16 protein-coding genes are annotated in these 11,820 nt (G+C 70.3%); 12 read left to right on the top strand and 4 right to left on the bottom strand.

Going from position 1 to position 11,820, the window contains the following annotated elements; all coding sequences use genetic code 11:
• Nucleotides 1-39 precede the first annotated feature (39 nt).
• The 7 genes from J2Y70_RS02215 (at nucleotide 40) to J2Y70_RS02185 (ending at nucleotide 4,905) form a co-directional block, all read left to right on the top strand.
• Nucleotides 40-1,398: an Hsp70 family protein gene (locus J2Y70_RS02215; protein WP_309912754.1), complete on the top strand. Its 1,359-nt coding sequence runs from the start codon at nucleotides 40-42 to the stop codon at nucleotides 1,396-1,398.
• A 303-nt stretch (nucleotides 1,399-1,701) separates the two neighbouring features.
• A complete protein-coding gene (locus J2Y70_RS02210; RefSeq protein ID WP_309912752.1) occupies nucleotides 1,702-2,382 on the top strand; it encodes a methyltransferase domain-containing protein in 681 nt (226 codons plus the stop codon).
• Complete coding sequence (locus J2Y70_RS02205) at nucleotides 2,379-2,714, top strand: YkgJ family cysteine cluster protein (protein WP_309912750.1); 336 nt, start codon at nucleotides 2,379-2,381, stop codon at nucleotides 2,712-2,714. Before J2Y70_RS02210 ends, J2Y70_RS02205 begins: the two co-directional genes overlap by 4 nt.
• 16 nt (nucleotides 2,715-2,730) lie before the next feature.
• A complete protein-coding gene (locus J2Y70_RS02200) occupies nucleotides 2,731-2,928 on the top strand; it encodes a hypothetical protein (protein ID WP_179563732.1) in 198 nt (65 codons plus the stop codon).
• Between the two features lie 94 nt (nucleotides 2,929-3,022).
• Entirely contained in the window at nucleotides 3,023-3,820 is a 798-nt protein-coding gene (locus J2Y70_RS02195) for an EAL domain-containing protein (RefSeq protein WP_309912748.1), read from the top strand.
• A 134-nt stretch (nucleotides 3,821-3,954) separates the two neighbouring features.
• A complete protein-coding gene (locus J2Y70_RS02190) occupies nucleotides 3,955-4,533 on the top strand; it encodes a mechanosensitive ion channel family protein (protein WP_309912745.1) in 579 nt (192 codons plus the stop codon).
• A 99-nt stretch (nucleotides 4,534-4,632) separates the two neighbouring features.
• Complete coding sequence (locus tag J2Y70_RS02185; RefSeq protein WP_263397752.1) at nucleotides 4,633-4,905, top strand: DUF2789 domain-containing protein; 273 nt, start codon at nucleotides 4,633-4,635, stop codon at nucleotides 4,903-4,905.
• A 148-nt stretch (nucleotides 4,906-5,053) separates the two neighbouring features.
• Here J2Y70_RS02185 and J2Y70_RS02180 read toward each other — a convergent pair whose 3' ends face one another.
• Nucleotides 5,054-5,320 carry a DksA/TraR family C4-type zinc finger protein gene (locus J2Y70_RS02180; RefSeq protein ID WP_309912743.1) on the bottom strand — a complete coding sequence of 89 codons (267 nt, stop codon included), beginning with the start codon at nucleotides 5,318-5,320 and terminating at the stop codon, nucleotides 5,054-5,056.
• A gap of 234 nt (nucleotides 5,321-5,554) precedes the next feature.
• Nucleotides 5,555-6,460: a LysR family transcriptional regulator gene (locus tag J2Y70_RS02175; RefSeq protein WP_309912741.1), complete on the bottom strand. Its 906-nt coding sequence runs from the start codon at nucleotides 6,458-6,460 to the stop codon at nucleotides 5,555-5,557.
• A 253-nt stretch (nucleotides 6,461-6,713) separates the two neighbouring features.
• On the opposite strand from J2Y70_RS02175, the gene J2Y70_RS02170 reads away from it, so the two are divergent.
• Both J2Y70_RS02170 and J2Y70_RS02165 read left to right on the top strand, forming a co-directional pair.
• Nucleotides 6,714-7,493, top strand: a complete 780-nt coding sequence (locus J2Y70_RS02170; protein WP_309912739.1) for an SDR family oxidoreductase — start codon at nucleotides 6,714-6,716, stop codon at nucleotides 7,491-7,493.
• An 85-nt stretch (nucleotides 7,494-7,578) separates the two neighbouring features.
• Nucleotides 7,579-7,758, top strand: coding sequence for a hypothetical protein (locus tag J2Y70_RS02165; protein WP_309912737.1), 180 nt, complete (start codon nucleotides 7,579-7,581; stop codon nucleotides 7,756-7,758).
• Here the strand turns inward: J2Y70_RS02165 and J2Y70_RS02160 are convergent.
• Nucleotides 7,719-8,252 (bottom strand): DUF2058 domain-containing protein, encoded by a 534-nt coding sequence (locus tag J2Y70_RS02160; protein WP_309912736.1) that lies wholly within the window; start codon nucleotides 8,250-8,252, stop codon nucleotides 7,719-7,721. The two genes, J2Y70_RS02165 and J2Y70_RS02160, sit on opposite strands and share 40 nt — an antisense overlap.
• 124 nt (nucleotides 8,253-8,376) lie before the next feature.
• On the opposite strand from J2Y70_RS02160, the gene J2Y70_RS02155 reads away from it, so the two are divergent.
• From J2Y70_RS02155 to J2Y70_RS02145, 3 genes are all read left to right on the top strand, one after another.
• Nucleotides 8,377-8,883 carry a YgjP-like metallopeptidase domain-containing protein gene (locus J2Y70_RS02155; RefSeq protein ID WP_309912734.1) on the top strand — a complete coding sequence of 169 codons (507 nt, stop codon included), beginning with the start codon at nucleotides 8,377-8,379 and terminating at the stop codon, nucleotides 8,881-8,883.
• A gap of 70 nt (nucleotides 8,884-8,953) precedes the next feature.
• Nucleotides 8,954-9,664 carry an rRNA pseudouridine synthase gene (locus tag J2Y70_RS02150; RefSeq protein WP_263397746.1) on the top strand — a complete coding sequence of 237 codons (711 nt, stop codon included), beginning with the start codon at nucleotides 8,954-8,956 and terminating at the stop codon, nucleotides 9,662-9,664.
• A gap of 159 nt (nucleotides 9,665-9,823) precedes the next feature.
• The gene (locus J2Y70_RS02145) at nucleotides 9,824-10,930 is read left to right on the top strand and encodes a S41 family peptidase (RefSeq protein ID WP_309912732.1); all 1,107 of its coding nucleotides are present in this window, start codon (nucleotides 9,824-9,826) and stop codon (nucleotides 10,928-10,930) included.
• A 68-nt stretch (nucleotides 10,931-10,998) separates the two neighbouring features.
• On the opposite strand, the gene J2Y70_RS02140 is transcribed toward J2Y70_RS02145, so the two are convergent.
• Nucleotides 10,999-11,802 carry an SGNH/GDSL hydrolase family protein gene (locus J2Y70_RS02140; RefSeq protein ID WP_309912731.1) on the bottom strand — a complete coding sequence of 268 codons (804 nt, stop codon included), beginning with the start codon at nucleotides 11,800-11,802 and terminating at the stop codon, nucleotides 10,999-11,001.
• Nucleotides 11,803-11,820: the final 18 nt, after the last annotated feature.

The raw sequence follows: 11,820 nt of genomic DNA, 5'->3' as shown, positions 1-11,820 counted from the left end.
GCCGCACAGTGCGCGGCCCCCTGCCCGGCCCGCAGCGCGATGAGACTCGGCATCGATTTCGGCACCAGCAACTCCGCCGCCGCCGCGGTCGTGGACGGCCGCGTGGTGCCGATCGGCTTCGGCGACCAGCACCAGTTCCGCACCACGGTGTACTTCCCCGAGGTGATGCGCGATCCGTCCGATTTCGAGCTGACCCCGGCGCTGGAACGGCAGGTCGACGAACTGATCGAAGCCGGCCGCCGCGATGCTGCCGCCGCCGGCCGCGAACGCAGCCGCGACGAACTGCGCCGCGACGCGATCCGCGTGGTGCGCCGGCAATGGATGGAAGCGCAGATGCGCGAGCCGCGCAGTTCCGCGGCGCTGCTGCAGAACGCGGTGTACGGCGACGCGGCGCTGGACGCGTATTTCGTCGAAGGCGAAGGCAGCCTGGTGCAGAGCCCGAAATCGATGCTCGGCTACAACCTGCATCCGCGCGCCAGGCAGACCATCACCGGCATCGCCACGCACATCCTCGAACACATCCGCCTGACCGCCTCGCAGCAACTCGGCCTGCAGGTGCGCAGCGCGCTGCTCGGGCGTCCGGTGCAGTTCCGCAGCTCGATCGGCGAGGCCGGCAACGCGCAGGCGCTGGAGATCCTGCACAGCGCCGCGCTCGCCGCCGGCTTCGACGACATCGCGTTCCTGGAAGAACCCGCCGCCGCGGCGATGCACTACCACGCCGGCAGCGGCGAGCGCCACGACGCGGTGGTGGTGGACATCGGCGGCGGCACCACCGACATCGCCCATGCCAGCGTCGGCGGCGACGGCGCGCCGGACGTGCACCGTGCCTGGGGCATCGCCCGCGGCGGCACCGACATCGACCTGGCGCTGAGCCTGGCCAGCTACATGCCGCTGTTCGGCCGCGGCATCACCCGCGTGCCGGCGCACCACTACGTGGAAGCGGCGATGGTGCAGGACACCACCCGTCAGCGCGATTTCCGCCAGCACCGCTACGACGAGGTGCCGCGTCCCTACGACACCCGGCTGCAGGCGCTGCAGGACACCGGCAACACCGCGCGCCTGTACCGCGCGGTGGAACGCAGCAAGATCCGCCTCAGCGACAGCGCGCAGCACGACGAGGCGCTGGACTACATCGAAACCGGGCTGCAGGTGCGGATCCGCGCAGACGAACTGGCCCATGCCGCGCGCAGCTATCTGGACGCGCTGGGCGAACTGCTCGCGCAGGTCCGCAGCGACATCGGCCGCGATCCGGCGGCGGTGTTCCTGACCGGCGGCATGTCGCGCGCCGGCTACATCCAGCAGGTGGTCGCCGCCGCGTTCCCGCAGGCGCGCCTGGTGCATGGCGACCCCTCGTTCGGCGTGGTCCAGGGCCTGGCCCTGGCTGCCGCGCAGCACTGAGCGCAGCGGACCGCACGCAGCGCTGCGGGGCCCGGCGCTTCGCACGCGCGGCGGGACTCTCGCATTGCGCCGGCGCCGCAGCGGATGCGGCAGCACGCCGCGGCTGCGATCGCGACGCACCGCGGCCAGCGCTAGCGCAGGTTCCGTTCATACGCAAGGGGCGCGACTGGCGTAATATGCGCGGTCACGCTTCAGCGTCACGTTCCTACACGCGTCTCGTCCGGCCGTTTCTGTCGCCCGACTCGCCCCTCTTCTCGCGCCAGCCTCCGTCCCGCTTTCGGGCCGGACCCATCGGGAGCGCCTGTGTCCGGCTACGCCACCCAGATTCAAACGCTCAACCTGGGCGGCCAGGACTATCGCATCCGTTCGCTGCTCGATATCCAACAGTTCTCCGATCCCGACGCGCTGGCCGAAGACGCCGGCATCTCCTCGGCGCAATGGAGCCTGTTCGGCAACGTCTGGCCGGCTGGCCGCCTGCTCGCCGAAGCGATGGCGCTGTACGACGTCGCCGGCAAGCGCGTGCTGGAGATCGGTTGCGGCCTCGGCCTGGCCAGTCTGGTGCTGCGCCGTCGCGGCGCCGACATCGTCGCCAGCGACCGCCACCCGCTGACCGAGGTATTCCTTGCCTACAACGCCGCACTCAACGACATGCCCGCCGTGCCGTACCGCCGTCTCGACTGGGACCAGCCCAATCTTGACCTGGGCCGTTTCGACGTGATCATCGGCAGCGACGTGCTGTACGAACACCAGCATCCGACGCTGCTCGCCGACCTGCTGGCGCGGCACGCCACGGCCAGCGCGGAAGTGCTGATCGCCGATCCGGGCCGCGGCAACAGCGCGGCGCTGACCCGCGCGCTGGCCACGCAGGGCTATGCGCTCAGCGAACAGCGCGAAATGCAGCTGGGTCCGGACGATCTGCCACCCTACCGCGGCCGCGTGCTGCGTTTTCGGCGCGACGTCGCGCCCACCGGTGACGCCACTTGAGCGCGCACCCGCCAACGCCCCGCGCCCCGGCCGAAAAATCCGTCGCGTGCGATCGCTGCGACGCGATCTGCTGCCGCCTGACCGTGCTGCTGATGCCCGACGACAACGTCCCCGAGCACTACACCGAGCACACCGCCGAAGGCCTGCACGTGATGGCGCGCGACGAAGACGGCTGGTGCGTGGCGGTGGACAACAAGCGCATGTGCTGTTCGATCTACGAACAGCGCCCGGCAATCTGCCGCAAGTTCACGATGGCCGGCCCGTATTGCCGCGACATCCGCCGCATCCACAACGACCAGTTGGCGCGCGGCATTCCCCTGACGATGTACTGACTCCAGGAGATCCACCATGGCACGTCCCACCAGCAAGACCCCACCCCCGACCGCCAAGACCGCACGCAGCGGCGCCGGCGACAAGGCGCAGAAAGGCCTCAGCCGCGAGCGTATCGAGGCCGACATGGCCGCGTTCCGCAAGGCCGGCGGCCGCGTCGAAGTGCTCGGCACCACCCGCGTGCTGAAGAAAGTCGACGAAGCCGAAGCCGGCTGAGCAAGCGCGCTGCGGCAACGCCGCAGCCGATGTCGGCGCCGTCTTCACGGCGCCGGCCGATAATCGGGCCTCACTCTAGCGGTAGACGCACGGCATGCTCCTGCGATCCCTCTCCGCTGAACTGGGCCAGCCGGCCTGCGGCAACTGCCGCGATGGCGAACCGCTCGACTTCGGCATCCGCATGGCGTTCCAGCCGATCGTCGATGCGCACACCCGTACGATCTACGCCTACGAGGCGCTGGTGCGTGGCGAGGACGGCAGCGGCGCGGCCACGGTGCTGGCACGGGTGCGGCCGCAGCAGCTGTACCGCTTCGACCAGACCTGCCGGGTGCAGGCGATCGCCACCGCCGCGCGGCTGGGCCTGCGCACCCGCCTGTCGATCAACTTCATTCCCAATGCGGTCTACGAACCGGCGACCTGCATCCGCCTGACCCTGGCCGCGGCCGAGCACTACGGCGTGCCGACCGGCGACCTGATCTTCGAGATGAGCGAGTCCGAGCGCATCCGCGACCTGCCCAAGGTGGTGCGGATCCTGCGCGACTACGCGCAGCGCGGCTTCCTGACCGCGATCGACGACTTCGGCGCCGGCCACTCCGGACTCACCCTGCTCGCCGAGTTCCAGCCGCACCTGCTCAAGCTGGACATGGCGCTGATCCGCGGCATCGACGCCAGCGCGCCGCGCCGGCACATCGTCGCCAGCATCGTCGGCCTGGCCGCGGCACTGGGCTGCAGGGTGCTCGCCGAGGGCGTGGAGACGCCCGCCGAATACCGCGCGCTGCGCGCGCTGGGCATCGACCTGTACCAAGGCTTCCTGTTCGCGATGCCGGCGCTGGAAGCGCTGCCGCAGATCTCCGCCGAACGTTGGGACGCGCTGGAACAGGCGGCCTGCTGAGTCAGGCGCTGCACGGCCGCCGACGCGCTGGCGCCGCTGCGGTAGCGAGGCACCGGCTTCGCCGCACCAGCGCACTTGCCCGACACCGCGACGATTGCGACCATCGCGCCTCCCCCGCCACGCCGAAACCGCCGATGTCCTCGTTCCACGCCATGCTGCCGCCCTGGGTCCACCGCTGGCTCGACCTGATCGTGCCGAGCGCGCAGGTCGCCCTGATCGTGCTCGCCGCATGGCTGCTGCGCACGCTGCTGCGGCGGCTGATCCGGCGCCTGGGCACGCACTACGCATTGCCGCCGGAGTTGGTGATGATGGCGCGCCGCGGCAGCGGCTTCGTGATCTACACCGCGGCGTTGCTGATGATCCTGGACCGGCTCGGCGTGTCCGGCACGGTGCTGTGGACCGCGTTCACCGGCTTCGCCGCGGTGGCGGCGGTGGCGTTCTTCGCGGCCTGGAGCGTGCTGTCGAACATCTTCTGCACGCTGCTGATCTTCACCACGCGGCCGTTCCGCCTGCTCGACCACATCGAGCTGCTCGAGAACGGCGAAAAGCCCGGACTCAAGGGCCAGGTGATCGACATCAACCTGATCTACACCACGCTGCACGAGGACCGCGGCGACGAGCGCGACAGCGTGCTGCAGATCCCCAACAGCCTGTTCTTCCAGCGCAGCGTGCGGCGCTGGCGCGGCCACCCGGTGCCGCCGGGGCTGGGCTAGCAAGCGCACGTCCTAACAAGACACTGATCGGCGCATCGGTATCGTTGCCGGTCAGCCCGCCGCCGTGCGACGCGCCCTCCCCTGCCGACAAGGTCTCCCATGGAACACCCCGTCCACCCGTTTGCCGAACTGTTCGCCCAGTTGGGCCTGCCCAACAGCGAAACCGAGATCCGCCAGTTCATCGCCCGCCACTCGCCGCTGCCGGACACGATGCGGCTGGAAGAGGCGCCGTTCTGGACCCCGGCGCAGGCGCAGCTGCTGCGCGAGGAGCGCCTGGACGATGCCGACTGGGCGATGGTGGTCGATCAGCTCAACATCGCCCTGCACTCGCGCCCGGTGCCGCCGGTCAGCAGCGCCGCCAACGACGACTGAGCCTCTGGGGCGTCAGCCAGCCCGAGCGATCGCGCCACGCTGACGCACGGACGCAGCGGAAGCGCAAAGGACGGCACCCGGCCGCGGTGCGCAAAATCAGCTCTGCGTTTGAGGGCTGGCAACCGAACGCGATCCGTCCGTAAATGCCCTAGCGCAGCTGGCTGTCCTTGCTGCCGCGGCGGTTGTAGCCGCTGTGTTCGTGCTGCTCGCGGTCATGCGCTTCCTGGCACGCCACGCACAGGCGTACGCCCGGCACCGCCTTGCGCCGCGCCTCGGGAATCGGCGCATCGCAGTCCTCGCACTGGGCCAGGCTCGGCCCCTGCGGCAATTGGCTGCGCGCGCGCTTGATCGCATCTTCCACGGTGGCGTCGATCTGGTCCTGCACCGCCCCATCGTTTGCCCATCCGGTCGCCATCGGCGTCTCCGCTGTGTTGCCTGTCTGGATGATGCGGCCGTTGCCGGCCGATGCAATGAAGGGCGGCTTCACATTGCCGATGCGTTCAGCGGTTGGGTTAGTCGGGACTCGGGACGGGGGACTCGGGACTCGGCAAAACCTCGGAACTCGCGGCTGCTGAGAAACGCTCGCCTCACCTGGCCACTCGTCAGTCGTCATGACCGCGAGTCCCGAGTCCCCAGTCCCGGCACCCAATCAGCGCCCCGCCAGAAACCCCTGCAACCGCGGCACCACGAAATCCAGGAACACGCGCACGCGCTGCGGCAGTCGTGGACCGCCGCGGTAGAGCGCGTGGATCTCCTCCGTATCGCCTTGCACCGCCTCGCGCAGCACTTCCACCAGGCGGCCCGCCGCCAGGTCGTCGCGCACGTGGTAGTCGCCCAGCCGCGCCAGGCCGATGCCGGCGACGGCCATGCGCCGCACCGTTTCGCCGTTGTTGGCCAGCAGCGCACCCTGCACCGTGCGGTCGACGATGCGGCCGCTGTGCGCGAGCGGCCACACCGGCGCGGCGCGGCGGAAGTTGAAGCCCAGGCAGCTGTGCCGGGACAGCTCGTCGATGCTGCGCGGCGTGCCATGGCGCGCCAGATACGCCGGCGCGGCGACGATCTTGCGGCGCGCCACGCCGACCGGCCGCGCCATCATGCTCGAATCCTGCAAGGCGCCGACGCGGAACGCGACGTCGGTGCGGTCCAGGTACAGATCGACCATCTCGTCGGACAGCGAAAGATCGACCACGATCTGCGGATGCGCCTGCCAGAACGCGGGCAGCACCGGCTCCAGGCCGAGAATGCCGAACGCCACCGACGCGTTGACCCGCACGCTGCCGCCGGCGCTGGCCGCGCCACGCCCGAGCTCGCGCTCCACGTCGTCGAGTTCGGCGAGCAGCGACAGGCTGCGCTCGTAATAAACCTGGCCTTCGGCGGTCAGCGACAGGCGCCGGGTCGAGCGCTCGAGCAGGCGCACGCCCAGGCGGGTCTCGACCCGGCCGATCAGCTTGCTGACCGTGGACGGCGTCATGCGCAAAAGGCGCGCGGCGGCCGAGAAACTGCCGGCATCCACGACCCGCAGGAACACCTGCATCTCGCCAACCCGATTGTCCATTGCACCAACCTGTGAATTCGTTTCACGGATCATAGGCGGGCGCGGCGGATTATCAAATCCGCCATTGCGGCCTATCGTCGCCCCTATCCAGCGGCGTGCATGCCCTCTGCAGTGAGCCGCCTCTTCAGGCCGGCAACCGCCGGCGATGTTCGCGGCGGCCATGCATGACGGGCTTCCGGCCGCATGCGTTTCAGCCTTTGCGCCCACCACAGCTCGCGCCGCTCTCTCTCACCCTTACAGAAGGATGTCCCCTATGGACCTGCAACTCGACGGCAAGACCGTCCTCGTCACCGGCGCGACCGCCGGCATCGGCCTGGCCATCGCCCGCACGCTCGCCGCCGAAGGCGCCGAGGTGATCATCTGCGGCCGCACCCAGGCCAATCTGGACGCCGCCGCCGGCGCGATCGGCGGCAAGGTGCGCGGCGTGCTGGCCGACCCGGCGACCGCGCAGGGCGCACAGGTGCTCACCGTCGCGGTGCCGCAGGTCGACGTGCTGGTCAACAACCTGGGCATCTACGAATCCAAGGAATTCGGCGCGATCAGCGACGCGGACTGGATGCGCTTCTTCGAGGTCAACGTGCTCAGCGGCGCGCGCCTGGCCCGGCACTACCTGCCCGGCATGCTGGCGCGCGACTGGGGCCGGATCATCTTCATCTCCAGCGAAAGCGCGGTGCTGGTGCCGCCCAACATGATCCACTACGGCATGACCAAGACCGCGCAGCTGGCGATCTCGCGCGGCCTGGCGGCGACCACCAAGGGCACCGGCGTCACCGTCAACGCGGTGTTGCCGGGCACCACGCGCTCGGCCGGCATCGAGGACTTCATGCGCAGCGTCGCCAGCGATCCGGACATGGCGCCGGCGGACATGGAGCGCGAGTATTTCGCCAAGGAACGCGCCAGCTCGCTGATCCAGCGCATGATCGAACCCGAAGAGGTCGCCAGCCTGGTCGCCTACGTGGCCAGCCCGCTGTCAGCGGCGACCAACGGCGCGGCCCTGCGCGTGGACGGCGGCATCACCCCGACCATCGTCTGACGCGAGGCGCGGCGCGCGCGCAGGCACTGACAATGCATCGACGCAATGCGCGCAGGCGCTGCCCGATGCACCGTTCCGGATTCTGGTGATCGCCGACGGTCCCGACACCAACGCGTTGCGCGCGGCGCTGTGCGAAGGCCTGCATGCGCACTTCGACATCGACCACGCCGCACGGCGCATGTCTCCGCACACGCCGCACGATGGCGGGCGCGGCGCTGCCGCCGGCTACCAGATCAGGTCGTCCGGCACCTGGAAGCGGCTGTAGTAGTCGTCCTCGTCGCCGGCGGTCGGCGCGGATTGCGTGGTGTCCAGCACGATCGCCGCAGGATCACGACTGGCCACCTTTTCCACCACAGCGCGCGGGATCGGCACATAGCCGGCGTCCAGCCGCGCGATCACCGCGGCGCCGCTGATCAGTTGCGCGCGCAGCGCCGCATCCACCCGCAGTCGCTGGATCTTGCCTGCATCGGTGAAGTGGTAGTCGATCTCGCCATCGGCCTTGAGCTTATTGCTGTCGACGATCTGCCGCGCCTGCGCGCGTTGCTCCTGCGCGCGCGCCTGCGCGTTGCGCTCGGCGGCCAGCGCGCGATCGCGCTCCACCCGTTCCAGCCGCAACCGCTCGCTCTCCAGCTGCTCGGCGCTGGGCGGCGGCGGCGCCTTGCCGTGGCGTGCCTTGGCCTGCTCGCGCGCGACCTGCGCCACCTGGTTCTTCTTCACCAGGCCGGCCTTGAGCAGTTGTTCCTGCAGGGGATTGCGCATCGGGAAAATCCAGTCGATCCAAGACGTTGGCCGCTATCTTACCCGCTGCGGCCAAGCCCTGGCCGCGTGCCTGCGACGGCCGCCACGGCTCGTGCCGGCCGTCGTGGCACGCTATCGTGGCGGCATGCAAGCGCTGAAATTCCTCCTCGGCTATCCGCCCCATGTGCAGGACCAGGTCCGCGAGCTGATCGCGCGCGATCGCCTGGGCGAGTGGCTGCGCAAGCGCTACGACGCGCCCAATCCGGTCCGCAACGACCGCCAGCTGTACGACTACACGCTGGCCCTGAAGGAGCGCCACATGCGCAACTCAGAGCCGCTGCACAAGGTGATCTACGACAACCGGCTGCAGGCGGTGAAGCACGCGCTCGGCACCCATACCAGCATCTCGCGCGTGCAGGGCAGCCGGCTCAAGGCCAGCCGCGAGATCCGCATCGCCGGCGTGTTCCGCGACGCGCCGGCGGCGTTCCTGCAGATGATCGTGGCGCACGAGCTGGCGCACCTGAAGGAAAGCGCGCACAACAAGCCGTTCTACCAGTTGTGCACACACATCGCGCCGGACTACCACCAGCTGGAATTCGACCTGCGCCTGTACCTGACCCAGCTGGATCTGGCCGGCGCGGCCGACGCCTGAAGGCGCCCCGCCGATGGCCGTGCGGCGACGGCTGCACGTACACTGCCCTGCCCTGATCGCCGAGTTTTCGATGTCCGCTCCCACCCGCCTCGACAAATACGTGGCCGCCATGCTGCCGTGCTCGCGCAGCGAAGCGCAGCAGTACATCGAAGGCGGCTGGGTCAGCGTGGATGGCGTGGTGGTCGAGGAACCGCAGGCGGCGGTGACCACGCAGCAGGTGACCCTGGCCGCCGACGCGCAACTGGGCGCGGTCGAGCCGGCCACCCTGCTGCTGCACAAGCCGGCCGGGCTGAGCCTGGAGGCCGCCCTGGCGCTGGTCACGCCGGACACCCGCAGCGCGTTGGACATGGCCAACGTGCGCGTGCTCAAACGCCACTTCCTGCGCCTGAACGCGCCGCTGCCGCTGGAAGATGTCGCCAGCGGTCTGCTGGTACTGAGCCAGGACGGCCGCGTGTTGCGCCGACTGACCGAGGACGCGACCTCGATCGAACAGGAATTCGTGGTCGAGGTGCGCGGCGAACTGAAGCCTTACGGCATGCTGCGGCTGGCGCACGGCCTGGTCTACCGGCAGCGCAGCCTGCCGCCGTGCAAGGTCAGCTGGCAGAACGAGGACCGCCTGCGCTTCGCGATCAAGCACGTGCAGCCCGGGCAGCTGCAGCACATGTGCGCCGAGGTCGGACTGGAAGCGATCAGCCTGCGGCGCCTGCGCGTGGGCCGCATCCCGTTGGGCAAACTGGCAGCGGGCGAATGGCGTTATCTGCCCGGCGGCGAGCGTTTCTGAGCGGCGGCGTTCGCGACCGGTGACGCGCCGACGCACGGCGCGCGCAGCCGTGCCGTCGCGCACGCTTGAGCCTGGCGGTGCGAAGTCCCCCTGTCTTGCGGCCTATTGCGCGCGTCGCGGCTGGCGGCCGACACTCGCCGCGGGCACAAGGGGACGGACATGATCGCAACGATGCTGGCAGCGGCACTGGCCTTGGCGCCGACCGATGCCGCGCTGGCGCAAGCCGACCTGCAGTTCGCGGCCGCGCGCATCGCCGCCGATCATCCCGGCCTGGCCCCCGGCGCGGATCCTGCGCTGGCCGCGCAGGCGCGGCAGGCGGCGAGCACGGCGCAGGCCCGGGCGCGGGGCGTCGTCGATCGCGTCGGCTATGCCCAGGTCATGCAGGCCTATGTCGCCTCGTTCGGCGACCCGCATGTCGCGATCGAACTCGCCTCGCCCGACACCAACACCGGCGCCGCGAGCGCCACCCCGTCCACGCCGGACACCGCCGCGCAAGGCGCATTCGAACGCCTCACGCCGGCGGCCTGGAAATTGACCCTGCCGACCTTCTATGCCGGCGATCCCGGCTTCGAGTCGACCATGGCCGCGATCGCCGCGGCGGCGGACGCGCTGCGGCAACACACGCCCGCCCTGCTGGTCCTGGACCTGCGCGGCAACGGCGGCGGCGCCGCGGCGCCCGGCGATGCGGTGCTGGCCGCGATCTGGGGCGAGCAGGCGCTGCCCACGCTGGACCGCCGCCGCGCCAGCGCCTCGCTGTGGCGGGTCTCCGACGGGGTGATCGAGAACCTGCAGACGCGCCGCACGCGCATCGCCGCGCGCTACCCGCAGGAACTGCCCGGCTTCGACCGCTTGCTGGACGGCCTGCGCGCGGCGCAGCACAAGGGAGAGACGCTGTATCGCGACCCGCTGCCGAGCGCGGCCGCCGGCACCCCGCCGCGCGGCGGCCCGGCACGCATCGTCGCGATCACCGATGGCGCCTGCATCAGCGCCTGTCTGGATTTCATGGATCGGCTGCTGGAAGGTCCCGGCGTGGAGCAGGTCGGCCAGCCGACCGGCGCCGACACGCTCTACACCGAAGTGGAAAGCGTGCCGCTACCGAGCGGGCGCGCGACGTTGCTGCTGCCGATGCAGCGCCTGGAAGGGCGCCAGCGCGGCGCGATGCAGGCCTATGCGCCGCGCGTGCGCCTGGACGACGACGCGGCGGTGAGCGCCTGGCTGCGCCGCGAAGTGGCCGCGGTCTCGCCGCCGGCCGGCACCGCGCCGTAGCGGCGCGGCGCGATCAGGATCCGGATCGATCCATCCGAGCGTGTCGAGCGCGCCTGTGCCGCAACGCGCTACGGCTGCGCCAGCGCGCGCTCCACCGCCTGCTGCGCCAACGGCGCCATCAGCGCGTAGCCGGCGGCGGTGGGATGCACGCCGTCGTTGGCCAGCGCCTTGTCCAGGCCACCTTGCCGATTGCGCATCCTGGTGTGGTAGTCCAGGTACACCGCGCCGTGGCTTTCCGCGTACTGCTTGATCCACGCATTGAGTGCGCCGATCTTCTCCGCCGGCTGCAGCCCCGGCCGCCACGGGTAATCGCTGACCGGCAGCACCGAAGCCAGCACCAGCTTGATGTGGTTGGCCTGCGCCAGCTCGGCCATCGAGCGCAGGTTGTCTTCGATCATGCGTTGCGTGGACAGGCCGGTATTGCCGGCCAGGTCGTTGGTGCCGGCCAGGATCACCACGGCCGCCGGCTTGAGGTCGATGACGTCCTGGCGAAAGCGCACCAGCATCTGCGCGGTGGTCTGCCCGGAAATGCCGCGATTGACGTAGGGCTTGCCGGGGAAGAACCTGGTGCCCTCGCTACGCCCCCACATGTCGGTGATCGAATCGCCGTAGAACACCACGCGCCGCTCGCCCGCGGCCGGCGGCGCCAGCGCGGCATTGTCGGCGCGATAGCGGTCCAGCTGCGCCCAGTCCAGCAGGCGTCGTTGCAGTTCGGCCACGTCCTTGGCCTGCAGCGTGTTCGGCGCGCGCGTGTACAGCGCATCCACCTTGCCCTGCAGCGCGTCGGCGGCAGGCGTCACGCTCTGCGCGAGCGCGGGATGCGCGGCGCCCAGGCATAGCGACAGCATCGTGGCGATCGATGACGGTTTCACGGTCCACCTCCAGCTTGG

The organism is Xanthomonas sp. 1678, from assembly GCF_031455575.1.
Classification (GTDB): Bacteria; Pseudomonadota; Gammaproteobacteria; order Xanthomonadales; family Xanthomonadaceae; genus Xanthomonas_A.
Note: the sequence above shows the minus strand (reverse complement) of the source record. Positions and strands in the feature narration are given on the sequence as shown.